The sequence below is a fragment of the Polaromonas sp. AET17H-212 genome (assembly GCF_002379085.1).
Taxonomy (GTDB): domain Bacteria; phylum Pseudomonadota; class Gammaproteobacteria; order Burkholderiales; family Burkholderiaceae_C; genus Polaromonas.
This window is the reverse complement of the sequence record NZ_NBZW01000001.1, coordinates 325783-347959: the sequence shown is the minus strand read 5'-3', so window position 1 is coordinate 347959 and position 22177 is coordinate 325783. Positions and strand designations below refer to the sequence as shown.

The 22177-nt window shown below is 65.7% G+C and carries 23 protein-coding genes; 14 read left to right on the top strand and 9 right to left on the bottom strand.

Annotation, left to right across the window (positions count from 1 at the left end; genetic code table 11):
- Positions 1 to 9: 9 nt before the first annotated feature.
- The 7 genes from hflC to B7G53_RS22745 all read left to right on the top strand — a co-directional run bounded on the left by hflC (position 10) and on the right by B7G53_RS22745 (position 5985).
- Complete coding sequence (gene hflC, locus B7G53_RS01600) at positions 10 to 912, top strand: protease modulator HflC (protein WP_096662539.1); 903 nt, start codon at positions 10 to 12, stop codon at positions 910 to 912.
- Between the two features lie 9 nt (positions 913 to 921).
- On the top strand, positions 922 to 1110 hold the full coding sequence (locus B7G53_RS01595; RefSeq protein WP_096662537.1) for a DUF2065 domain-containing protein: 189 nt from the start codon (positions 922 to 924) through the stop codon (positions 1108 to 1110).
- A 127-nt stretch (positions 1111 to 1237) separates the two neighbouring features.
- Positions 1238 to 2452, top strand: coding sequence for an ATP phosphoribosyltransferase regulatory subunit (locus B7G53_RS01590; protein ID WP_096662535.1), 1215 nt, complete (start codon positions 1238 to 1240; stop codon positions 2450 to 2452).
- A 57-nt stretch (positions 2453 to 2509) separates the two neighbouring features.
- Positions 2510 to 3838 carry an adenylosuccinate synthase gene (locus B7G53_RS01585; protein ID WP_096662864.1) on the top strand — a complete coding sequence of 443 codons (1329 nt, stop codon included), beginning with the start codon at positions 2510 to 2512 and terminating at the stop codon, positions 3836 to 3838.
- An 85-nt stretch (positions 3839 to 3923) separates the two neighbouring features.
- Entirely contained in the window at positions 3924 to 4448 is a 525-nt protein-coding gene (locus B7G53_RS01580; RefSeq protein WP_096662533.1) for a phosphoribosyltransferase, read from the top strand.
- A 150-nt stretch (positions 4449 to 4598) separates the two neighbouring features.
- Positions 4599 to 5786 carry a PLP-dependent transferase gene (locus tag B7G53_RS01575; RefSeq protein WP_096662527.1) on the top strand — a complete coding sequence of 396 codons (1188 nt, stop codon included), beginning with the start codon at positions 4599 to 4601 and terminating at the stop codon, positions 5784 to 5786.
- Positions 5787 to 5811: 25 nt separating this feature from the next.
- A complete protein-coding gene (locus B7G53_RS22745) occupies positions 5812 to 5985 on the top strand; it encodes a hypothetical protein (protein ID WP_170954706.1) in 174 nt (57 codons plus the stop codon).
- Between the two features lie 153 nt (positions 5986 to 6138).
- Here the strand turns inward: B7G53_RS22745 and mnmH are convergent, their stop codons facing one another.
- Together mnmH and B7G53_RS01565 are read right to left on the bottom strand one after the other, a co-directional pair.
- The gene (gene mnmH / locus B7G53_RS01570; protein WP_096662525.1) at positions 6139 to 7194 is read right to left on the bottom strand and encodes a tRNA 2-selenouridine(34) synthase MnmH; all 1056 of its coding nucleotides are present in this window, start codon (positions 7192 to 7194) and stop codon (positions 6139 to 6141) included.
- Positions 7191 to 7808, bottom strand: coding sequence for an arylesterase (locus tag B7G53_RS01565; protein WP_397406537.1), 618 nt, complete (start codon positions 7806 to 7808; stop codon positions 7191 to 7193). Before B7G53_RS01565 ends, mnmH begins: the two co-directional genes overlap by 4 nt.
- A gap of 94 nt (positions 7809 to 7902) precedes the next feature.
- Here B7G53_RS01565 and B7G53_RS01560 point away from each other — a divergent pair, with 94 nt between their 5' ends.
- Positions 7903 to 8640 carry an ABC transporter ATP-binding protein gene (locus tag B7G53_RS01560; protein ID WP_096662521.1) on the top strand — a complete coding sequence of 246 codons (738 nt, stop codon included), beginning with the start codon at positions 7903 to 7905 and terminating at the stop codon, positions 8638 to 8640.
- Between the two features lie 366 nt (positions 8641 to 9006).
- Positions 9007 to 9756, top strand: coding sequence for a 23S rRNA (guanosine(2251)-2'-O)-methyltransferase RlmB (rlmB, locus tag B7G53_RS01550; protein ID WP_096662517.1), 750 nt, complete (start codon positions 9007 to 9009; stop codon positions 9754 to 9756).
- Between the two features lie 71 nt (positions 9757 to 9827).
- On the opposite strand, the gene B7G53_RS01545 is transcribed toward rlmB, so the two are convergent.
- From B7G53_RS01545 to B7G53_RS01525, 5 genes are all read right to left on the bottom strand, one after another.
- Positions 9828 to 10400 carry a chromate transporter gene (locus tag B7G53_RS01545; protein ID WP_096662515.1) on the bottom strand — a complete coding sequence of 191 codons (573 nt, stop codon included), beginning with the start codon at positions 10398 to 10400 and terminating at the stop codon, positions 9828 to 9830.
- Positions 10397 to 10981, bottom strand: coding sequence for a chromate transporter (locus tag B7G53_RS01540; RefSeq protein WP_096662513.1), 585 nt, complete (start codon positions 10979 to 10981; stop codon positions 10397 to 10399). Before B7G53_RS01540 ends, B7G53_RS01545 begins: the two co-directional genes overlap by 4 nt.
- Positions 10982 to 10988: 7 nt before the next feature.
- Positions 10989 to 11906: a DMT family transporter gene (locus tag B7G53_RS01535; RefSeq protein WP_217992573.1), complete on the bottom strand. Its 918-nt coding sequence runs from the start codon at positions 11904 to 11906 to the stop codon at positions 10989 to 10991.
- Between the two features lie 16 nt (positions 11907 to 11922).
- Positions 11923 to 12882, bottom strand: coding sequence for a bifunctional helix-turn-helix transcriptional regulator/GNAT family N-acetyltransferase (locus tag B7G53_RS01530; protein ID WP_096662511.1), 960 nt, complete (start codon positions 12880 to 12882; stop codon positions 11923 to 11925).
- A gap of 62 nt (positions 12883 to 12944) precedes the next feature.
- Positions 12945 to 13415, bottom strand: a complete 471-nt coding sequence (locus tag B7G53_RS01525) for a MarR family winged helix-turn-helix transcriptional regulator (RefSeq protein ID WP_096662509.1) — start codon at positions 13413 to 13415, stop codon at positions 12945 to 12947.
- Between the two features lie 85 nt (positions 13416 to 13500).
- On the opposite strand from B7G53_RS01525, the gene B7G53_RS01520 reads away from it, so the two are divergent.
- From B7G53_RS01520 to B7G53_RS01500, 5 genes are read left to right on the top strand one after another with little or no spacing between them, the layout of a single operon-like run.
- On the top strand, positions 13501 to 14022 hold the full coding sequence (locus B7G53_RS01520; protein ID WP_255249875.1) for a flavin reductase family protein: 522 nt from the start codon (positions 13501 to 13503) through the stop codon (positions 14020 to 14022).
- A gap of 20 nt (positions 14023 to 14042) precedes the next feature.
- The gene (locus B7G53_RS01515; RefSeq protein WP_096662505.1) at positions 14043 to 15089 is read left to right on the top strand and encodes a peptidase M29; all 1047 of its coding nucleotides are present in this window, start codon (positions 14043 to 14045) and stop codon (positions 15087 to 15089) included.
- 9 nt (positions 15090 to 15098) lie between these two features.
- A complete protein-coding gene (locus B7G53_RS01510) occupies positions 15099 to 15875 on the top strand; it encodes an alpha/beta fold hydrolase (RefSeq protein ID WP_369680263.1) in 777 nt (258 codons plus the stop codon).
- A 20-nt stretch (positions 15876 to 15895) separates the two neighbouring features.
- The gene (locus B7G53_RS01505; protein WP_096662501.1) at positions 15896 to 17182 is read left to right on the top strand and encodes an acyl-CoA dehydrogenase family protein; all 1287 of its coding nucleotides are present in this window, start codon (positions 15896 to 15898) and stop codon (positions 17180 to 17182) included.
- A 12-nt stretch (positions 17183 to 17194) separates the two neighbouring features.
- Positions 17195 to 18673, top strand: coding sequence for a class I adenylate-forming enzyme family protein (locus B7G53_RS01500; RefSeq protein WP_096662498.1), 1479 nt, complete (start codon positions 17195 to 17197; stop codon positions 18671 to 18673).
- Between the two features lie 4 nt (positions 18674 to 18677).
- Here the strand turns inward: B7G53_RS01500 and B7G53_RS01495 are convergent, their stop codons facing one another.
- The gene (locus tag B7G53_RS01495) at positions 18678 to 20837 is read right to left on the bottom strand and encodes a 3-hydroxyacyl-CoA dehydrogenase NAD-binding domain-containing protein (RefSeq protein WP_096662496.1); all 2160 of its coding nucleotides are present in this window, start codon (positions 20835 to 20837) and stop codon (positions 18678 to 18680) included.
- Positions 20837 to 22042: an acetyl-CoA C-acetyltransferase gene (locus B7G53_RS01490; protein WP_096662494.1), complete on the bottom strand. Its 1206-nt coding sequence runs from the start codon at positions 22040 to 22042 to the stop codon at positions 20837 to 20839. The genes B7G53_RS01495 and B7G53_RS01490 overlap by 1 nt, the downstream gene beginning before the upstream one ends.
- Between the last annotated feature and the right edge of the window lie 135 nt (positions 22043 to 22177).

The window sequence follows — 22177 nt, the reverse complement described above, 5'->3', positions numbered from 1 at the left end:
GGAACTGCCGTGAATAGAGTTGGATTTATTGCTTCTTCGATGCTGGTGGCGCTGGCATTGCTCAGTTCCATGTTGTTTGTGGTTGACCAGCGGCAGTTCGGCGTGGTGTACGCACTGGGCCAGATCAAGGAAGTCATCCTCGAGCCCGGCCTGAATTTCAAATTGCCGCCGCCTTTCCAGAACGTCTCGTACATCGACCGGCGGCTGCTGACCCTGGACAGCACCGATGCCGAACCGATGCTGACTGCCGAGAAGCAGCGCGTGGTGATCGACTGGTATGTCAAATGGCGCATCACCCAGCCCTCGGAATACATCCGCAATGTGGGGCTGGACGAGCGTGCCGGTGCCAACCAGCTGAACCGGGTGGTGCGCAATGCCTTCCAGGAAGCCATCAACAAGCGCACCGTCAAGGACCTGCTGTCGCTCAAGCGTGAAGCCCTGATGGCCGACGTGAAGACCGAGGTGCTGGAAGTCGTGCGCGGCGCCAAGCCCTGGGGTATTGACGTGATCGACGTGCGCATCACGCGTGTCGACTACGTGGAGGCCATCACCGAGTCGGTTTACCGCCGCATGGAGGCCGAGCGCAAGCGGGTCGCCAACGAGTTGCGCTCCACCGGTGCTGCGGAGGGCGAAAAAATCCGCGCCGATGCCGACCGCCAGCGCGAGGTCACCATCGCCAATGCCTACCGCGAAGCGCAGAAAATCAAGGGGGAGGGCGATGCGCAGGCCGCCGCCGCCTACAGCGATGCCTTTGGCCGGGACCCGCAGTTTGCCCAGTTCTACCGCAGCCTGGACGCCTACAAGGCCAGCTTCGACAAAAAGGGCGACGTGATGGTGATCGATCCTTCGTCCGACTTCTTCAAGGCCATGCGCAGCTCAGGCAGCGGTACGGCTCCGGCCGGCAAAAAGTAACGGCCCCTCTTGGACGGCAGCACGATCTGGCAGGCACTGGCCTTGATGCTGGTGATCGAGGGGCTGCTGCCGTTTTTCTCGCCGCGCGGCTGGCGCGGCATGTTCGAGAAGATCCTCAAGCTCACGGACGGCCAGATCCGCTTTTTCGGGCTGGGCAGCATCGTTGCCGGCCTGGTGTGGATGGCCTTTCTGCTCTGATCGCCAGCCGCTGACGCGGCGGTCTGGCGCCTGTATTTGCGTCCGCCGGGCATCTGTGTGCCGGCGCGGGCCGAAAACAGGCCGCAAGCCCGGTAAAATCCTGTTTTTAACAGCCCACGAAAAATACATGCCCGCCTGGTCGTCATCATGGCAATTGCCGGATCAAATTGCCGATGTCCTGCCCTCCGAGGCGCGTCACATCGAAGAGCTGCGTCGCCTGTTTCTCGACACGGCGCGCAGCTACGGCTACGAGCTGGTCATGCCGCCGCTGCTCGAGCACCTCGAATCCCTGCTGACCGGCACCGGTGAGGCGCTGGACCTGCAGACCTTCAAGCTGGTGGACCAGCTCTCGGGCCGCACCCTGGGCCTGCGCGCCGACACCACACCGCAGGTGGCCCGCATCGACGCCCACCTGCTCAACCGGCAGGGCGTGGCCCGCCTGTGTTACTGCGGCCCGGTGCTGCACACCCGGGCCGACCGCCCGCATGCCACGCGCGAGCCGCTGCAGTTCGGCGCTGAAATTTACGGTCACGCCGGCCTGGAAGCCGACCTCGAAGCCCAGTTGCTGGCGCTGGAAGGCTTGAGCGCCGCCGGCGTCACGCAGCTGTCGGTGGACATGGCCGATGTGCGCATCGTCAGCAGCCTGCTGGCAGGTGCGAAGGTGAGTGCAACCATGCTGGCCCGGATTCATGCCGCCCTGGCGAGCAAGGACGCCAGTGAGCTGGCCAGCCTGACGGCCAGCCTCAACGGCGAGTTGCCTGCCGCGGCACGCCAGGGACTGCTCGCCCTGCTGCAGTTCTATGGCGACGAGAAGGTACTGCTGGAGGCCGAAAAAGCGTTCAAGGCCTTGCCCGAAGCGCTCAAGGCGCTGCAGAACCTGAAGTGGCTGGCCACCCATGTCAGCAGCCTGGCGAACGGTGTCAGCATCGGTTTTGACCTGGCGGACCTGCGTGGTTATGCCTACTACAGCGGCACCCGTTTTGCGATTTATGGCCGTGGCCAGCGCGACGGCGCCCAGGGCGCCGAGCTGGTGCGCGGTGGCCGCTATGACGAGGTCGGTGCCGTGTTCGGGCGCAACCGTCCGGCGGCCGGCTTCAGCCTGGACCTGAAAGAACTGGTCAGCGTGCTGACACCCAAACCCTTGCGTCCCGCCATCCGCGCCCCCTGGGGCGAAGAAGCCGGGCTGCGCGGCGCAATTGCCGCGCTGCGCGCCGGTGGTGAAACCGTGGCCTGCGTGTTGCCCGGCCATGAACACGAAGTTGATGAATTTGACTGTGACCGCGAACTGGCCAGCGTGGCCGGCCAGTGGCAGGTCCAGCCGCTGGGCAACAAGCCGGCCTGAAGCCGCGCCGCCCGCCTAACTAACCCTCCTGAAAGCAGACTGAAGATGACAAAGACAATCGCCGCAACCGCCGGCCGCAACGTGGTGGTCGTGGGTACCCAGTGGGGTGACGAGGGCAAGGGCAAGCTGGTGGACTGGCTGACCGAAAGCTCGCAGGGCGTGGTGCGTTTCCAGGGCGGCCACAATGCCGGCCACACGCTGGTCATCAACGGCATCAAGACGGCCCTGCACCTGATCCCCAGCGGCATCATGCGCCCCGGCGTCAAGTGTTACATCGGCAACGGCGTGGTGCTCTCGGCCGCCAAGCTGTTTGAAGAAATCGAAGGGCTGGAAAAAGCCGGTGTCGAGGTGCGTTCGCGCCTGCGCATCAGCGAAGCCTGCCCGCTGATCCTGCCGTTTCACGCGGCCCTCGACATTGCGCGCGAGACCCGCCGCGAAACCGGCGGCACGGTCAAGATCGGCACCACCGGCCGCGGCATCGGCCCGGCCTATGAAGACAAGATCGCCCGCCGCGCCCTGCGCGTGCAGGACCTCAAATACCCCGAGCGCTTTGCCGCCAAGCTGCGCGAGCTGCTGGACCTGCACAACTTCGTGCTGACCGGCTACCTCAACGCGCCGGCCATTGAGTTTCAGCCGGTCTATGACGAAGCCATGCGCCACGCAGAACTGCTCAAGCCCATGATGGCCGACGTCTCGCGCGAACTCAACGACGCGCATGCCGAGGGCGCGAATCTGCTGTTCGAAGGCGCGCAGGGCACGCTGCTCGACGTGGACCACGGCACCTACCCGTTTGTCACCTCCAGCAACTGCGTGGCCGGCAACGCGGCCGCCGGCGCCGGCGTCGGCCCCGGCATGCTGCACTACATCCTGGGCATCACCAAGGCCTACTGCACCCGTGTGGGCGGCGGGCCGTTCCCGACCGAGCTCGATTGGGAAACACCGGGCACGCCGGGTTACCACATGAGCACCGTGGGTGCCGAAAAAGGCGTGACCACCGGGCGCAGCCGGCGCTGCGGCTGGTTCGATGCGGCCCTGCTCAAACGTTCGGCGCAGGTCAACGGCCTGTCCGGCCTGTGCATCACCAAGCTGGATGTGCTCGACGGCATCGAGAAGCTGGAGCTGTGCACCGGCTACGAGCTCGACGGCCACATCACCGACATCCTGCCCATGGGCGCCGAGGAAATTGCCCGCTGCAAGCCGATTTACGAAACCCTGCCGGGCTGGACCCAGAGCACGGTGGGTGTGACCGACTACGACAAGCTGCCAGCCGCGGCCCAGCGTTACCTGCACCGCATCGAGGAAGTCACCGGCGTGCCGATTCACATGATCTCGACCAGCCCCGACCGCGACCACACGATCTTGTTGCGCCACCCCTTCGTGGCCTGATTGCTTTTCTGCAGTGTTTTCAGTTAAATCGTGCTCCAGCCCGGTCGGGGCGGGCGCAAACAGCTATTGAATCAGGAGCATTTTCATGTTGACCGAAGACGGCAAGCACCTTTATGTCAGTTATGACGAGTACCACAACCTGATTGAAAAACTGGCGATCAAGATCCACCAGTCCGACTGGCAATTCGACACCATCCTGTGCCTGGCGCGCGGTGGCATGCGGCCCGGCGACATCCTCTCGCGCATTTTCGACAAGCCGCTGGCCATCATGTCCACCAGCTCCTACCGCGCCGACTCCGGCACAGTGCAGGGCAACCTCGACATCGCGCGTTTCATCACCACACCCAAGGGCGAGATCGCCGGCAAGGTGCTGCTGGTCGACGACCTGGCCGACACCGGCCACACCCTCAACGCCGTGATTCACCAGCTGCGCAACAACTACAAGCCGATCAGCGAGCTGCGCAGCGCGGTGATCTGGACCAAGGGCGTGTCCGCCTTCCAGCCGGACTACTCGGTCGAGTTCCTGCCGACCAACCCGTGGATTCACCAGCCCTTCGAGGGCTACGATGCGTTGCGACCCGCGCAACTGATGGAAAAGTGGAAGATATAGCCTCACCGGGGATTGACGCCTGAATCGCGGCCTTTCCCTTCAAGCAGGGGCCGCGGGACCGGCTTTGCCGGACCGCAGGCGCAGCGGCCCCCTTGGGGGCAGGGAGCTACACGCAGTGAGCGACCGTGGGGGCTCAGCTAACATCGGCGCATGAGCGATATTTCCACCCAGCTGATCCACCACCCCTACAAGCCGCCCGCCGGCTTTGACGCTGTCAATCCGGCCGTCCAGAAGTCCTCGACGGTCATCTTTCCAACTGTGGCGGCCTTGCGCCAGCGCGACTGGAAACACAAGACCGGCTACACCTACGGCCTGCACGGCACGCCGACCACCTTCACGCTCGAGGAACGCATCGCCACGCTGGAAGGCGGGCAGTTCTGCACGCTGGTGCCCAGCGGCCTGGCGGCGCTGGCGCTGGTCGACATGGCGCTGCTCAGGGCCGGTGACGAGGTGCTGATTCCCGACAACGCCTACGGACCCAACAAAACCTTTGCGCAGCATGAGCTTGCCGGCTGGGGGGTCAGCTTCCGTTATTACGATCCCATGCAGCCCGCCGACCTGGCCGCCAAACTGAGCGGCAAAACGCGCCTGGTCTGGCTCGAGGCACCGGGCTCGATCACGCTGGAGTTTCCCGACCTGCCGGCGCTGGTGGCGGTTGTCCAGGCGCACCGCGACGTGCATCCGCAAGGCATCGTGACCGCGCTGGACAACACTTGGGGCGCGGGCATTGCCTTCAACGCCTTTGCGCTGGGTGCCGACATTTCCGTACAGGCCCTGACCAAATACCCGAGCGGCGGCGCCGACGTGCTGATGGGCTCGGTCGTCACGCGCGACGAGGCGCTGCATCACCTGGTGCATTTCTGCCATATGCGTGTCGGTTACGGCGTGGCCGGCAACGACGCCGAACTGGTGCTGCGCGGGCTGGGCAGCATGACCCTGCGTTACGCCGCGCAGGACAGCGCCACGCGCACGCTGGCGGCCTGGCTGCAGCAACAGCCGCAGATCGAAGCCGTGCTGCACCCGGCGCTGGCCGGCTCGCCCGGCCATGCAACCTGGCAACGCGACTGCACAGCCGCAGCCTGCCTGCTGAGCATCGTGTTCAAGGCCGGCTACCCGCAAGCCCAGGTGGACCGCTTCTGCGACAGCCTGCAGCTGTTCAGGCTCGGCTACAGCTGGGCCGGCCCCATGAGCCTGTGCGTGCCTTATGACGTGCCGGCGATACGGACCACGCCCTGGCCCTTCCAGGGCGGCCTGGTGCGGTTTTCGATCGGGCTGGAGGCGGTGGCCGACCTGCAGGCCGACCTGGCGAACGCGCTGGCGGCGATGCAGTACAGTTAGGACATATTCCTGAAGAAAGCACGCTGTGGCAACTCCCAATTATTCCTACGAAAAACGTCAGAAAGAGCTGGCCAAAAAGAAGAAGAAAGAAGAAAAGCTCAAGCGCAAGGCCGAAGGCAAGCCGGACCTGCCCGATGACGATACGCCCGATGGTGAAGACGCAGGCGGCACGCCGCCACCGGCCGATCCTGCACCCTGAGGTGCCGGAGACCTTCGGTCATCTGAATCAAATCGGGCTCCAGCCCTTGATCTACCATCGCAAATAGCTCTCTTTTTGAGAGCTGATGCGGCCACCAGGCCCCGCAGGGACAGGCAGCTGTTCCTCCGGGGCCTGTTTGTTGGGGTCTGCGTTTCAGCCGGCCAGCATGCGGGCGGCGAGCTCGGCCATCGCCGCGGCCGTGTGGTCGCGTGGCGCGAGGACCCGGGCGGTTTCGTAGTGGCTGAAGTTGCGCCGCATCGACTGCAGGTACACCGGGTCGTAGTGCCTGACCAGCAACTCGCGCACCACGGAGGCCACGTCGCCGCTGCGTGCACGCGCCTGCCAGTCCTGCACGGTGTCCTTGCCGCGGGCCTCGGTCAGCGCGCCCAGGCGCTCGCAAAAGAAGGCGATGTCCTTGACAAAAAAATCATAGTCCTCGAGCAGCAGCGCGACACGTTCGTCTTCGGCCAGCTCCAGCTGCAGGCAGGGGGCGGCGCGCATGGCGGCGATCAGGCCTTCGGGCACGGCCACGTTGCCGACCTTCTTGCTTTCGCTCTCGATGTAGACCGGCCGGGCCGGATCGAAGCTGCGCAGCGCGGCCCAGATCAGGCTGTCAAAAGCCTTCTGGCTGGGCTGCGGCACGCCGGGGATCAGGCCCAGCACCGAACTGCGGTGGTTGGCCAGCGCCTCCAGGTCCAGCACCTGCGCGCCCTGGGCCTGCAGGGCCTGCAGCAGCCGGGTTTTGCCGCTGCCGGTGGTGCCGCACACCACCTGGTAGCTGTGGCGGGCGGCGAGTTGCGGCAGGTCGGCGACCAGGGCGGCCCGGAAGGCCTTGTAGCCGCCGTCCACCAGGGTCACCTTGAAGCCGATCTGGTCCAGGATCAGCGCCAGCGAACCGCTGCGTTTGCCGCCGCGCCAGCAGTACACCAGCGGTTGCCATTCGCGCGGCTTGTCCAGCACCTCGCGCTGGATGTGGGCCGCAATGTTTTTGGCAACCAGCGCGGCGCCCAGCTTTTTCGCCTCGAACTGGTTGATCTGCTTGTAACGCGTGCCGACAATCCTGCGTTCCTCGTCGTTCAGGCTGGGCCAGTTGACGGCGCCGGGCAGGTGGTCCTCGGCGTATTCTCCTTCGCTGCGGGCGTCGATGACGGTCGAGAAATCGGCAAGGCGGACCAGCGCCTCCTGGGCCGTGATGCGGTCGATGCTCACTTGAGAAGTTTTCTCAGTTCAGGCCAGACATTGGCCAGCATCAGCGGATGCGCCTGCTCATTGGGATGGATGCGGTCGGCCTGGAACAGCCGGGTGGCATCGTCGGTGTCGCCCACGCCCTTGAGCAGGAAAGGCACGAGCGCGGCCTTGCGGTCTTTCGCGACCTTGGCAAACAGGCCGGAAAATTTGGCCGCATAGTCGCTGCCGTAGTTGGGCGGCACCTGCATGCCCACCAGCAGCACCCTGGCGCCGGCCTTCTGCGCCGCCTGCGTCATGGCGCGCAGGTTGCCTTCGGTCATGTCCAGCGGCAAGCCGCGCAGGGCGTCGTTGCCGCCCAGCTCGATGATGACCACGCCGGGCTTGTGCTGGCTCAGCAGGGCCGGCAGGCGCGAGCGCCCGCCCGAGGTGGTGTCGCCACTGATGCTGGCGTTGACCACCCGGGCCGGAATTTTTTCGCTGGCCAGGCGCTGCTCCAGCAACCTGACCCAGCCGCTGCCGCGTTTGAGGCCGTATTCGGCGCTCAGCGAATCGCCGACCACCAGAATCGTCGGGCCGGCGCCGGCCGCCGCTTGGGCAACCGCCTGGGCCTGCCCGTTCTGCGGCAATACCAGCATGAAAGTGCAGAGCATCAGGCCGAGCAGACCCGCGCGCCGCCCGGGCTTGGTAAAGTCAGGGCGAATCATTCCCAAAATATCCGACAAGGCTGGCATGTTTGAACCCGTTGTTCCTGTTTCTGCAGCGCCGTCCACCTTGGCGGCAGGGGCGGGAAACCGTTCATCTTCAATTATTTCCGTCGAGCATGTTTTCAAGAGCGTGAGCGACTCGACGGGTACGCTGACCATTTTGCGCGATATTGACTTCGCACTTGCGGCCAGGGAGACTGCCGCCATTGTCGGGGCTTCCGGTTCGGGCAAAAGCACGCTGCTGTCCATCATCGCCGGGCTGGACACACCCACCCAGGGCACGGTGAGGCTGGCCGGCCAGGACCTGTTTGCGCTCAGCGAAGACGACCGCGCGGCGCTGCGGGCCCAGAAGGTCGGTTTTGTGTTCCAGAGCTTCCAGCTCATGGGCAACCTCAACGCGCTGGAAAACGTGATGCTGCCGCTGGAACTGTCGGGCGCGAAGAATGCGCGGGCGCAGGCCAGCGAGATGCTCAAACGTGTCGGCCTCGGTGAACGCCTGGGCCACTACCCCAAGGTGTTGTCGGGCGGCGAGCAGCAGCGAGTGGCGCTGGCCCGGGCCTTTGTGGTGCAACCGGCGGTGCTGCTGGCCGACGAGCCCACCGGCAGCCTGGACTTTGCCACCGGCGAAAAAGTCATGGCGCTGATGTTCGAACTCAACCAGGAACTGGGCACCACGCTGGTGCTGGTGACGCACGACCCTGCCATCGCTGCGCGCTGCGAGCGGCGCATCACCATCGAGGCGGGACAGGTCGTCGCGGCTTAGGGTCAAATGGGCCTGTAGCGCCCGATGTATATGCGCAGGAAGCTATCAATAGAATAGCGATCGGGGCAGGGCGCAGACCCTGGCGCTGGAGTGTTTGCATCGCCGCCAGAACGCCGGCACGGTTGGCGGGTCGGTCGATTTCGGCCGCCAGGGACTGCGGCAGCGTCTCCCGCGCGGTATGCCGGGCCACTTCCTTCTTCACGATCATTTTCACCAGCGGGCCGATGAACTGGCTCAGGGCCTGCTCAAGCTGCGCGTCGCTGAAGCAAAAACATTTTGTTATTATTTTGGGCATCCCCTCTTGCTGCCCATCCCCCTGGCGCGCCCTGCTGTCAGGAGGCGAGGTGGTGCAGCGATAATCAAAGGATGTCTTCTTCCCCCAAAGTCCTGTTCGGCTTCCACGCCGTCGGCGTGCGCATCAAAACCGCGCCGCAATCCGTTTTCGAGGTGTTTTTTGACGTGTCGCGGCGCGACGCGCGCATGCGCCAGTTTGTCGACCGCGCCCGGGAGGCCGGCATCCGGCTGATCGAGTCGGACGGGCTGCGGCTGGCCAAGATGTGCGGCAGCCACGGCCACCAGGGCGTGGTGGCGCGGGTCGACGCCGTGCCGCAGGTCAAGTCGCTGGACGAACTGCTGGAGCAGCTCGAGGCCGCCGGGGAAGAGTCGCCGCTGCTGCTGGTGCTCGACGGCGTGACCGACCCGCACAACCTCGGCGCCTGCCTGCGTGTGGCCGACGGCGCCGGCGCGCACGCGGTGATTGCGCCCAAGGACCATGCGGCCGGTATCAGCGCGACGGTCGCCAAGGTGGCCAGCGGCGCCGCCGAAACCATGCCGTATTTCATGGTGACCAACCTGGCGCGCACCCTGGGTGAGCTCAAGGAACGCAACATCTGGTGCATAGGCACCAGCGACGATGCCGAAAAAACCATTTACGACGTGGACCTGAAGGGCCCGGTGGCGCTGGTGCTGGGTGCCGAAGGCGAGGGCATGCGCCAGCTGACACGCAAGACCTGCGACGAGCTGGTCCGCATCCCGATGCGCGGCGCCGTCGAAAGCCTCAACGTCTCGGTGGCCAGCGGCGTCTGCCTTTACGAGGCGCTGCGCCAGCGCAGCTGAGTGCGGCGCCAACTGCTCTTTTTTTGATAGCTGCTGGCGCCCGTTCCTTATAGGAAAAAGCCCGTTTTCATTCAGATCCAGCCGAACCAGCCCAGCAGCGCGCCCGCCCCCAGCAGCCACAGCAAATGCATGCGGGTGCGCCAGACAATCAGCGCCGTCACCACGGTCAGCAGCGCCACCGGCCAGTCTCTCAGGCTGGCGACGTTGGCGCTGGCGAGGATCCAGCCGGTGGCGATCAGCAGCGCAATCACGATGGGCGCCATGCCCTGCTTGAAGGCGCGCACCCAGCGCAGGTTGCGGTTGCGGTGGCCCCAGCTGGCGGCCAGGTAGGTCAGCGTGGTGCTGGGCAGCATGATGCCCAGCATGGTGACCAGCACGCCGAACAGGCCCAGCAGCGGGCCGCCCGCGTTCAGGCCCACCTGCCAGCCCATCAGCGCGACAAACAGCACGTTGGGGCCGGGCGCGGCCTGCGCAATCGCCACCGAAGCGTTGAACTGCGGATCGGTCAGCCAGTGCTGCCGGTCCACCAGGTAGCGGTGCATGTCGGGCGCGGTGGTGATGGCGCCGCCTATCGACAGCAGCGACAGTGACAGGAAATGCACAAACATGCCGAGCCAGTCGGTCCATTGCAGGTTCAGGCTCATGCTGCGAGCTTGCGGTAGGTCAGGGTGCAGGCCAGCCCGCCGAGGCCGAGCAGCACATAAGCCAGCGGCAGGCGCAGCAAGGCGATGGCGGCAAAACACGCCACGGCCAAGGCAATACACAGCGGCAGCCCCAGCGGATGGGTTTTCAGCGCGCCCATCAACTTGAGGCCGGTGGCGGCAATCAGGCCCGCGGCCACCGCCCCCATGCCGCGCAGGGCGCCGGCCACGCCGGGGTGGCCGGCGAACTGCGCATACACCAGCGCCAGCAGCAACACCACCAGCAGCGGCACCGCCAGCATGCCGGCCAGCGCCACCATGGCGCCGCGCAGACCGAAGTAGCGGTGACCGATCATCAGCGAGAGGTTGACGACGTTGGGGCCGGGCATGATTTGCGCGACGGCCCATTCCTCGACAAACTCCTCGCGCGTCATCCAGCGTTTTTTCTCGACCAGTTCACGCTGCACGACGGCCAGTACACCGCCGAAACCCTGCAGCGCCAGCAGGGTGAAGGAGACAAACAGGTCGCTCAGGGACTGGGGCTGCGGGCGGGGGACTTCTTCTGGGCCGGGCGATGCATTCATGGCCCGATTATCGCCGGGCCGGCGCCGCGCCGCGGGTTGCCAGCCACAAACCGGATGCTATTAAAAAGATAGCTGCTGCCGACCATGGGGAAAGGGCTTCGCCGAGAAAAAGCACACCGAGCAGGGCTGCCGTCAGTGGATTGAGCGCGAGAAACACGGTGACCCGCGTCGGCGATTCGTGCTTGAGGGCGTAGAGCCACCAGAAGTAGCCGATGCCGCTGGAGATGCCGATCAGTGCGACCACGGTCCAGCTCTGCAGGCCGAGCGCCATGACCCGCGCCGGCCAGTTCTCGGCCAGGGCCAGCAGGCCGAGAAACAGCACCGACACCAGCATCGCAAAACTGGACACCGCCAGCGTCGGGTAGCGCTGCAGGTAAGGGCGGTACAACACGCTGCACAGCGCGCCGACGCCGGCACTGGCCAGCACCGCCGCCTCACCCCACCAGTGGCCCGGGTGCGGTGCCTGGAGTTTGGGCCACAGCGACAGCGCCACGCCGGTGATGGACAGCAGCACACCGGCCAGCAGCGCGGCCGAAATGCGTTCGCGCCCGAGCGCGCTGGACAGCAGCAGGGTCAGCAGCGGGAACAGGCTGAAGATCAGTGCCGCCTGGCCGGCACCGATGTGCTGCAGGCCGAAATTGAGCAGCGCGATCAACACCGCGAACTGGCCGGTGCCGAGCGCGGCCATGGCCAGCCAGTCAGCGGTTGCTATATTTTTAAGAGCTGCTCGCGCTTGTCCCTCAAGGGCTGGAGCCATGAAAGACTTCAAGAAGAAGGGCAGCAGGCAGGCAAAACCAATCGCGTAGCGCAGCAGGGCCAGGGTCAGCGGCGGCACCTCGGCCACGACAAACCGCGAGGCCACGATGGCGGCACCGACCTGCACGCCGGTGGCGGCCGCGGCCAGCAGGGCCAGGTTGAGCTTCACCGGGGCGGCGGGCGGTTCACAGCCGCAGTTCCCAGGTCTCGCCGACCAGGTTTTTGCCGAAGCCGGTGTAGGGCTCGCTGTTGACCAGCTGGAAGCCGCGCCTGGCGTACAGGGCGCGCGCGCTGTCCAGGCAGCTGTTGGTCCAGAGCACCATTTTTTTGTAACCCTTGCTGCGCGCAAAGGCCAGGCATTCATCGGTCAGGCGTGCGCCCAGCCCCAGCCCGCGGGCCTGCGGCGCCAGGATCAGCAGGCGCAGTTGCGCCACGGTTTTGGACTTGCGCACGACAAAGGCCGAACCGACACGTTCGCCATCAACCTCGGCGATCCAGCAGCGCTCCCAGTCAGGCTGGTGCTGGCGCACATAGCCGGCGACGATCTCCGCCACCAGCGCCTCGAAAGTGTTGTCCCAGCCGTACTCGCGCGCATAGACCTCGCCATGCTGCTGCACCACCCAGCCCATGTCGCCGGCTTGCGGGTCGCGCAGCACCACGTTCTGCGCGGCGGGGCGCGCGTCCGGCGCCAGCAGACGCTCCACGGTGGCGAGCGCCTGGGTCAGTTGCTGCTGCGCCGGCCTGCCCAGCGGCGCCAGCAGCGCGGCAGCCTCGTCGCGCGAACGTTGTTGCAGCGGGGCAAACACCTGGTGGCCGGCCTCGGTGAGCTGCAGCAGGCTTTGGCGGGCATCGGCGGGCGAGGGCGTGCGGGCCATCCAGCCCTCGCGTTCAAAGCGGCGCAGGATGCGGCTGAGGTAACCGGCATCAAGGGACAGCTCACGGCCCAGTTCGGTGGCCGTGGGCTGGTCGCGATGCGCCAGTTCGTACAACACGCGCACCTCGGTCAGTGAAAACTCGCTGCCCAGGTAGGGGGCGAGCACGCCGATGCGCTGGGTGTAGAAACGATTGAAGCGGCGAACCGCCTTGACGTGGGCGGCGGAAACGGAAGTGGAGGTGGAAGCGGTGCGCGGTGGCATGGTCGCCATGATTCCTGATTTACTTGACTGAGTCAAGTAAAAATGGCGGGCGGATCGCCGGGGACGGCCGCTCAGCCCGCGTCGCTGCGGCTGATCAGGGTGCGCAGGATTTTCTTCAGGGTCGTGACGTCTCGTTCGCTGAAGTCCTGCAGCAGCGAGGTTTCATGCGCCTTGGCCTGGGCCAGCAGCGCGGCCACGGTGGCGCGGCCCTGTTCGGTCTCGAACACCAGCGTGCGGCGTGCGTCGGCCGGGTCTTCGCCGCGCCGCACCCAGCCGGCTTTCTCCATGCGCTGCACGAGTTTGGTCAGCGTCGGTTGCTGGGTCAGGATCTCGCGCGCGAGCTCGCCGATCGTCAGGCCGTCACCGTCCGACAAGGTGGCCAGCAGCCGCCATTCCAGCTGGCTCAAGCCGGCAGCCTGGACCTGGGCGTGGAATTCGCTGTACACGGTGTGGCTGGCCCGCGCGAGCAGGTAGGACAGGTAACCGTCAATGAAACGGCCCTCAGCCGCTGGCGCACCGGCCGGTTGGCGGGAGCGGCTCATGGGGGGCCTCGCGAATCAGGAGGCCGGGTGGGTGCGCTTGCGTATTGCATGAATATTCATATATTATGCGCAGATGAATGTCGCCTTGCAAGCTTCCCTGAATCCCGAAGGCCTTGTTCCCGCCGCGGCGCCGGACAGCCGGGTCCTGCGCAGTGCGCTGGGCCAGTTCGCCACCGGCGTCACGGTGGTCACGACGCGCGCCCCGGGCGGGGCGTTTGTCGGGCTCACGGTCAATTCGTTTTCGGCGCTGTCGCTGGAGCCGCCGCTGATCCTCTGGTCGCTGCGCTGCAGTTCGCCCAGCCTGCCGGTCTTCGAGGCGGTTGATCGTTTTGTGGTCAACGTGCTGGCCGAAGCCCAGGTGGAGGTGTCGCGCCGTTTTGCCTCGCCCCAGGCCGACAAGTTCGAGGGGGTGGCGCATGCGGAAAACGCCTGGGGCCTGCCGCTGCTGCATGGCGCCAGTGCCTGGTTTGAATGCCGCACGGTCTCGCGGCAAATCGCCGGCGACCATTGTCTGTTCATTGCCGAGGTCGAGCGCTTCACGCTGTCCGAGGCCGCGCCGTTGCTGTTTCATGCCGGCGGTTATTTCGCGCTCGGTTCACGCCTTTAGCCTTTAAGAAAGAGTTTTTCATGCTGCAGGAACGAATTGAAGCCAAATGGATTGACTGCTTCGCCGAGACCTTTGCGCTGTGTGGCGTGAAGGCCGGCGACACGGCGGCCATCCTGTCCGAGACGCAGTCGCGGCCGGTCAATGTGCAGCTCGCCGAACTTGCGCTGGCGCGCCTCGGTGCGCGGGCCTTTCACCTGGTGCTGGCCACGCCCCGGCTGGCCGCACCGGTGCCGGTGCGCTCCACCGGCGCCTCGGACGCCATCGGCCAGCTCGCACCGGTGGTGCAGGCCCTGGCCGCCTGTACCTTCGTAGCCGACCTGACGGTGGAAGGCCTGCTGCATGCGGCCGAGCTGCCCGATATTCTGAAGGGCGGCGCGCGTGTGCTGATGGTGTCCAACGAACACCCCGAAATCCTCGAGCGCTGCCTTCCCGATCCCGCGCTGGAGCCCAGGGTCAAGGCCGGCATCAAGCGGCTGCGCAGTGCCAGGGCCATGCATGTGACTTCGCAGGCGGGCACCGACCTGGCCATTTCGCTGGTCGGCGCGCAGGCCGGTGGCGGCTGGGGTTACACGGCCCGGCCCGGCACCATCTCGCACTGGCCGGGCGGCTTGTGCCTGGCCTTTCCGGCCCGGGGCAGCGTTAACGGGCGGCTGGTGCTGGCCCCCGGTGATGTCAACCTGACCTTCAAGCGGTATCTCGAACAAGCCGTGGTGCTGACGATTGAAAACGACTTCGTGACCGACATCGCCGGCCAGCATGTCGACGCCGACCTGATGCGCAGCTACTGGGCGGCCTGGGGCGACCGCGAAGCCTACGCCGTCTCGCATGTGGGCTGGGGCATGAACCCGAAGGCGCGCTGGGATGCGATGGCCCTGTACGACAAGAAGGACTTCAACGGCACCGAGCTGCGGGCCTTCGCCGGCAACTTCCTGTATTCGACAGGCGCCAACGAGGTCGCGGGGCGCCACACGCTGGGGCACTTCGATCTGCCGCTGCGGGGCTGCACCGTGGCGCTGGACGGTCAGGTGATCGTCGACGCCGGGCAACTGACCGGCGAGCTGGCCTGAGCCATGGTGATGCCGGCCTATCTTGAGCAGGGTGAGGGCGACACCGCCGTGTTCCTGCTGCACGGCGTGGGTGGCGGCAAGGAGGCCTGGGCCCGCAACCAGCCGGTATTGGCCGGCCAGGGCTTCCGGACGGTGGCCTGGGACATGCCGGGTTATGGCGCATCAGCGCCCCTGTCGCCATGCACCAACGCGCGGCTGGCTGATGCCTTGAAAACCCTGATAGCCCATGTGGGCGCCAGGCGCAACGTGCTGCTGGGCCACAGCATGGGCGGCATGGTTGCGCAGGAACTGGTGGCCCTGCATCCCGCGCTGGTGCATGGCTTGGTTCTCTACAGCACCTCGCCGGCTTTCGGCAAGGCCGATGGTGCCTGGCAGCAGCAGTTTTTACAGAGCCGCTTTGCGCCGCTGGACCGGGGGCTGGGCATGGCAGGCCTCGCCCACCAACTGGTGCCGACCATGTTCGCGCCCGACGCCGAGCCGGCGCGTATCGCCGAAGCCGCCGTGCTGATGGCCGGCGTTCCCGCGGAAAGTTACCGCGCCGCGCTGTCGGCCATCGTGTCTTTCAACCGGCTGGCCGCATTGGGCAACATTGCCGTGCCCACCCTGTGCCTGGCCGGTGAGCTGGACCTCAATGCGCCGCCCGCCGTGGTGGAAAAAATGGCCGGCCGCATCCCCGGCGCCGCCTATGTCTGCCTGCCGCAGGTGGGCCACATCGCCAACCTCGAGCAGCCCGCGCTGTTCAACCACGCTGTCCTGACATTCCTGAAACAACATTTTCTGCCCTGACCTGACCCGAGGAACCGCCCATGTCTGCACTGCCTGTCTCCCCACCGCCTGCCGCCCGCTACCTGCCGCCGTCGATTGCCGGCGACTACACCGAACTCACGCCCAAGCAGACCGAGCTGCTGGCGATTGCTGCCCGCCTCGGGCGCGAAAAATTCGCGCCGCGTGCGCAGCAGATTGACCGCGATGCGGTGTTCCCCTTCGAGAACTACGCCGACCTGCGCGAAGCCGGCCTGCTCGGCATCTGCGTGCCTGAAGAATACGGTGGCTGGGGCGCCGACTTCGCCACCTATGTGATGACCGCGGCAGAAATCGGCCGGCATTGCGGCGCCACCGCGCTGACACTGAACATGCATGTGAGCTCCACCATGTGGACCGGCTTCATTGCCGATGACCTCGACATGACGCCCGAGCAGCGCGCCAACCACGAAGCCCACCGCAAGATCCATTACGAACGTGTGGTGAAGCAGGGCAAGGTCTACTCACAGCCGTTTTCCGAAGGCGGTGCCGCCGCCGCCGGCAAGGCGCCTTTCGGCACGCTGGCCCGAAAGGTCGAGGGCGGCTACATCGTCAATGGCAAGAAAATTTTTGCCTCGCTGGCCGGCGCGGCCGACTACTACGGCATTTTGTGCACGCTGGACAAGCCCGGTGCCACCCAGCGTGATTCGCTGTACCTGGCGGTTGACAAAAATTCGGACGGCGTCAGCGTCACCGGCGACTGGGACCCGCTGGGCATGCGCGGCACAGTGTCGCGCACGCTGGTGTTCCAGGACGTGTTTGTGCCCGAGGTTGAGCGCCTGATTCCCGAAGGCCTGTATGCCCAGGCCGCGCTGCGCTGGCCGCACATGTTTGCGACCCTGTCGCCGACCTACATGGGCATTTGCCAGGCGGCCTACGACTTCACGGTGCAGTATTTGCGCGGTGAGGTGCCCGGCACACCACCGGTCAAGCGCCGCATGTACCCGACCAAACAGATCGCGGTCGCGGAAATGAAAGTCCGGCTGGAGCAGACGCGCGCCATCTTTCTGCAGAATGCGCGCGCGGCCCGCGTCGATCCGTCCAAGGAAATCCGGCTCGGGCTGTACGCGGCGCACTACACCATCATGGAAAACGCCAACGAGATCTGTCGCCTGGCGGTGCGTACCTGCGGCGGCCAGTCCATGCTCAAGAGCCTGCCGCTCGAGCGCATGTACCGCGACTCGCGTTGCGGCTCGCTGATGCTGCCGTGGACCGCTGAACTCTGTATCGACCGGCTTGGGCGCGAGTGCCTGTACGAGGCCGGTGAACAGGACGAACAGGCTGTGCTGTAAGCCGGGATCGGAATGAATCTCGCGCAGATCATCGAGCGCCACGCGCAGTTCTCGCCGCAGCAGGTGGCCATCCACGCGGCCGGGGAAGACATCAGTTATCCCGCCTTGTGGCAGCGCATCGAGTCTGCAACGCGCGTGCTGCTGGCGGCCGGCGTGCAGCCGGGCGACCGGGTGGCCTGGCTGGGCTTCAATGATCCGGCCGTGCTGGTGCTGCTGTTTGCGCTGGCGCGCGTGGGTGCGATTCTGCTGCCGCTCAACCACCGGCTGGCCGCGCCCGAACACGCGGCGATTCTTGGTCACGCTGGGGTCAGCCTGCTGGTCTGCGACAGCGCCCACGCCGGCGCGGCTGCCGCGTTGGCGGCGGCCCAGGGCTGCCGCTTGCTGCCTGCCGCCAGCCTGGCCGCGGATGCTGTCGGCGGTGCCGGCACCGGCGTCCTCGCAGGGGCGTACGCCTCGCCGGTGCTGCTGGTCTACACCTCGGGCACCACCGGCCGGCCCAAGGGCGCCTTGCACACGCAGTCCGGCCTGATCTGGAACTGCGTGATTTCCGCCCATGCCCACGAACTCAGCCAGGCTGACCATGTGCTGAGTGTGCTGCCCCTATTTCACGTCGGTGGCCTGTGCATCCAGACCCTGCCGGCCCTGCATGCCGGTGCAACGGTGACCCTGCATGCGCGTTTTGACGCGGCAGCCTGGCTGGCCGACGTCGCCAGGCGGCGGCCCACGCTGTCGCTGATGGTGCCGGCCACCTTGCGCGCGGTGCTGGACCACGCCGATTTTTCCGCTGCCGATTTGTCGTCCCTGCGTTTTCTGGCCGCGGGTTCTTCCACGATTCCCGCGTCGATGATCACGGCCATCCATGCACGCGGTGTGCCGCTTGGCCAGGTGTATGGCGCGACCGAAACCGGCCCGGTCTCCATCTACCTGCGCCGTGCCGATGCGATGCAGCACGTCGGGGCAGCGGGCAAGGCCGGTCTGCACGTGGAGGTGAAACTCGTCAACACATTGGGTGAAACCGTGGCCCCGGGCGAGGTCGGTGAAATCTGGGTGCGCGCGCCCAATGTGATGGCTGCCTACTGGGCCGACGCCGACAACCCGGCCTTTGCCGAGGGCTGGTTTCATACCGGTGACCTGGCGCGCTGTGATGAAGCCGGATTTTACGAAGTGGTCGGACGCTCGAAAGACATGATCATCTCGGGCGGCGAAAACGTCTACCCGGCCGAGATTGAAAACCTGCTGGCCGACTGCCCGGACATCCTGGAAGCAGCGGTGGTCGGCCAGCCCGATGCGCGCTGGGGCGAGGTGGTGGTTGCCGTGGTTGTACGCAAGTCCGGTAGCGGGCTTGATGCGGCCGGGGTCCAGCAATTGTTCGAGGGCCGGCTCGCACGGTTCAAACACCCCAAGCGCATCGTGTTCTGCGAGGCCTTGCCCAAAACTGCGCTGGGCAAGGTGCAGAAAGCCGGCCTGCTGGCCGGCTTCCCGGCGCCATAAACCTTCAATAAACCGGCTGGTGCTTTTTGATCGTGGCTTTGACCTCATCGCTCAGCGCAAAGCCCGCACCGTACTGGGCCGCCAGTTCGCCGGCGCGCTGCACAAAGGCGTCCACGCCCATGCTGTAGATGAACTGCATCGCGCCGCCTGTCCAGGCGGGAAAGCCGATGCCGAAGATGGAGCCGATGTTGGCGTCATGCACGCTGGTCAGCACGTTTTCACTGAGGCAGCGCGCGGTCTCCACGGCCTGGCGGTACAGCAGCCGGTCCTTGAGGTCGGTGATGGCCCAGGCCACGCCGGGCTTTTCGAACAGGGGCTTGAGTTCGGGCCACAGGGTTTTCTTCGCGCCTTTTTCCTCGGGGTAGTCGTAAAAGCCGGCGCCCGCGGCGCGGCCGTTGCGGTCGAACTCCTTGACCATGCGCTCGACGATCAACTCGCCCGGCGTGGCGATGTAGGTCTTGCCCTCGGCCACATAGTCGGCGCGCGTCTGGTCCAGCACGTGCACGCTCAGTGACAGTGCGGTTTCGTCGAGCACGGCGAGCGGGCCCACCGGCATGCCGCACTGGATGCCGGCGTTTTCAATCGCCGCCGCAGGAATGCCTTCGCCGAGCATGGCTGCGCCTTCCATCACAAAGGTGCCGAAGGTCCGGCTGGTGTAAAAGCCGCGCGAGTCGTTGACCACAATCGGGATCTTGCCGAGGGCCTGGACGTAGTCAAAGGCACGCGCCACGGTGTCATCGTTGGTCTGCTTGCCGCGGATGATCTCGACCAGCTTCATCTTGTCGACCGGGCTGAAAAAGTGGATGCCAATGAACTTGTCCGGATGTGCGCTGGCCGTGGCCAGCCCGCTGATCGGCAGGGTCGAGGTGTTGGACGCAAAAAAGCCGCCGGGCGCCAGCAAAGGCTCGGCTTCCTGCGTGACCTGGGCTTTGAGGTCGCGGCGTTCGAACACCGCTTCAATGATCAGGTCGCAGCCGGCGAGGTCGGCCACCTTGTCGGTGGCCTCAATGCGTGCAAGCAGGGCGGCCTGCTCGGCCGCACTCATGCGGCCCTTGTCCACGCGTGACTGCGTGAGTTTGGCGCTGTAGGCCTTGCCCGCATCGGCCTTGTCCTGGCTCACATCCCTGAGCACGGTGCTGATGCCGCGGCTGGCCTGGACGTAGGCAATGCCCGCGCCCATCATGCCTGCGCCGAGCAGGCCGACTTTCTGCGGCTTGTAACGCGGGGCATCTTTCGGACGCGAGCGACCCGACTTGATCGCGTTCATGTTGAAGAAGAAGGTGTTGATCATGTTCTTGGCCACCGGGCTGACGATCAGCCTGGCCAAGTAACGCGATTCGATGCGCAGCGCGGTGTCGAAATCGACCTGTGCGCCCTCGACCATGGCGGCCAGCGCGTATTCGGGGGCCGGGTACAGGCCGCGTGTTTTCTGCTTGAGCACGGCCGGCGCCACGGCCAGCATGCCGGCGATCTTGGGGTTGGCCGGTGTGCCGCCAGGCATCTTGTAGTTCTTGTCGTCCCAGGGGTGGTGCGCCGGGGCGGCGGCGCCATCATGCGTCGCGATCCAGGCCAGGGCCGCAGGGCGCAGCGCGGCGGCATCCGGCACCAGCTCGTGCACCAGGCCGAGTTCCAGCGCTTCATGCGGGTTGAACAGCTTGCTTTCCAGAATATAGGGCTGCGCGCCCATCAGGCCCAGCAGCCGCGTCATCTTGGTGATGCCGCTGGCGCCGGGGATCAGTCCCAGCGTGATTTCGGGCAGGCCGAACTGGATCTTCTTGTCGTCCACCGCGATGCGGTAATGGCCGACCAGAGCGACTTCCCAGCCACCGCCGAGTGCCGTGCCATTGAGGCAGCTGACCACCGGTTTGCCCAGGGTTTCCAGCGTGCGGAAGTTCTTCTTGGTCTGCTCGATCTCCTTGAAGACCTGGGGCGCGTCCGCGGCCTGCAGCCGCATCGTGGCCTTGAGGTCGGCGCCGGCAAAAAAAGTGCTTTTGTTCGATGCCAGCACGATGCCGCGAATCACTTCCTTGTCTTTCACGACCTGTGCGGTGGCTTCGGTCAGGTCTTTTTGCCACTGGGCGCACATGGTGTTGACCGGTGAGCCTTCCTCGTCGAAGGTGAGGGTGGCAATGCCGTCGGCCAGTTCGTATTGGATGGTTTTCATCAGATTCTTTCCACAATCGTTGCAATGCCCATGCCGCCGCCGACACACAGGGTGGCCAGGCCGTAACGCAGCTTGCGCCGGTGCAGCTCGTCGATCAGGGTGCCGAGGATCATGGCGCCGGTGGCGCCCAGCGGGTGGCCCATGGCAATCGCGCCGCCATTGACGTTGACCTTGTCGTGCGGCACCTTCATCTCTTTCATGAAACGCATCACCACCGCGGCAAAGGCTTCGTTGACCTCGAACAGGTCGATCTGGTCTACGCCCAAGCCGGCCTTGGCCAGCGCCTTGCGCGCCGCCGGCATGGGGCCGGTCAGCATGATGGTCGGGTCGGCGCCGCTGAGCGCTGCCGCAACAATGCGGGCGCGCGGCGTGAGGCCATGGATTTTTCCGGCAGCTTCCGAGCCGACCAGCACCGCCGCCGCACCATCCACGATGCCCGACGAATTGCCGGCGTGGTGCACATGGTGGATGCGCTCGACCTGCGGGTAACGGGTCAGCGCCACCTGGTCGAAACCCATGCTGCCCATCTGTTCAAACGCCGGCCGCAGCGAGGCCAGGCCTTCCAGCGTGGTGTGCGGCTTGATGAACTCGTCCTGCGCCAGGATGGTTTGGTCAAGGAAGTCTTTCACCGGCACGACCGAGCGGTCGAAGTAACCGGCCGCGCGGGCCTGGGTGGCGCGCTTCTGGCTTTCCAGCGCAAAGGCGTCGACATCGGCGCGGCTGAAACCTTCAATCGTGGCAATCAGGTCGGCGCCTATGCCTTGCGGCACGAAGGCGGTGGCGCTGTTGGTTTCCGGGTCCTGGGCCCAGGCACCACCGTCCGAACCGATGGGTACGCGGCTCATGCTTTCGACGCCGCCGGCCACCACCAGGTCTTCCCAGCCCGAACGCACCTTCTGCGCGGCCAGGTTCACGGCTTCCAGGCCGGAGGCGCAAAAACGGTTGATCTGCACACCCGAGGCGCGGAAGTCCCAGCCGGCTTTCAGTGCGGCGACCTTGGCGATGACGGAGCCCTGCTCGCCGATGGGCGAGACCACGCCCATCACCACATCATCGACATGCGCCGTGTCGAAGCCATTGCGGCGCTGCAGCTCGGTCAGCACGCCGGCCAGCAGGTTGACCGGCTTGACCTCGTACAGGCTGCCGTCCTTTTTGCCTTTGCCGCGCGGTGTGCGGATGGCGTCGTAAATGAATGCTTCGGTCATGGGGTGCTCCTGCTGGATGGGGGGAGGGCAGTGCCGGCAATAGGAGGTGCCGGTTTCTGCGCCGAAAAGCCGCAGGAACGAGTATATTCATTTCACCAAGCAAACGCTTTGCATAAATCAGCATCCCGCTGCCTT

Bases quoted from the DNA above. Each gene is read 5' to 3' on its own strand.
- B7G53_RS01495 (WP_096662496.1), bottom strand. From the start codon at position 20,837: ATGAAAACCATCCAATACGAACTGGCCGACGGCATTGCCACCCTCACC.
- B7G53_RS01525 (WP_096662509.1), bottom strand. From the start codon at position 13,415: ATGAGCCGCTCCCGCCAACCGGCCGGTGCGCCAGCGGCTGAGGGCCGT.
- B7G53_RS01500 (WP_096662498.1), top strand. From the start codon at position 17,195: ATGAATCTCGCGCAGATCATCGAGCGCCACGCGCAGTTCTCGCCGCAG.
- B7G53_RS01515 (WP_096662505.1), top strand. From the start codon at position 14,043: ATGCTGCAGGAACGAATTGAAGCCAAATGGATTGACTGCTTCGCCGAG.
- rlmB (WP_096662517.1), top strand. From the start codon at position 9,007: ATGTCTTCTTCCCCCAAAGTCCTGTTCGGCTTCCACGCCGTCGGCGTG.
- B7G53_RS01530 (WP_096662511.1), bottom strand. From the start codon at position 12,882: ATGGCGACCATGCCACCGCGCACCGCTTCCACCTCCACTTCCGTTTCC.
- B7G53_RS01580 (WP_096662533.1), top strand. From the start codon at position 3,924: ATGTTGACCGAAGACGGCAAGCACCTTTATGTCAGTTATGACGAGTAC.
- B7G53_RS01545 (WP_096662515.1), bottom strand. From the start codon at position 10,400: ATGAGCCTGAACCTGCAATGGACCGACTGGCTCGGCATGTTTGTGCAT.
- B7G53_RS01560 (WP_096662521.1), top strand. From the start codon at position 7,903: ATGTTTGAACCCGTTGTTCCTGTTTCTGCAGCGCCGTCCACCTTGGCG.
- B7G53_RS01575 (WP_096662527.1), top strand. From the start codon at position 4,599: ATGAGCGATATTTCCACCCAGCTGATCCACCACCCCTACAAGCCGCCC.
- B7G53_RS01540 (WP_096662513.1), bottom strand. From the start codon at position 10,981: ATGAATGCATCGCCCGGCCCAGAAGAAGTCCCCCGCCCGCAGCCCCAG.
- B7G53_RS01490 (WP_096662494.1), bottom strand. From the start codon at position 22,042: ATGACCGAAGCATTCATTTACGACGCCATCCGCACACCGCGCGGCAAA.
- B7G53_RS01565 (WP_397406537.1), bottom strand. From the start codon at position 7,808: ATGCTGGTATTGCCGCAGAACGGGCAGGCCCAGGCGGTTGCCCAAGCG.
- B7G53_RS01510 (WP_369680263.1), top strand. From the start codon at position 15,099: ATGCCGGCCTATCTTGAGCAGGGTGAGGGCGACACCGCCGTGTTCCTG.
- B7G53_RS01505 (WP_096662501.1), top strand. From the start codon at position 15,896: ATGTCTGCACTGCCTGTCTCCCCACCGCCTGCCGCCCGCTACCTGCCG.
- B7G53_RS01590 (WP_096662535.1), top strand. From the start codon at position 1,238: ATGCCCGCCTGGTCGTCATCATGGCAATTGCCGGATCAAATTGCCGAT.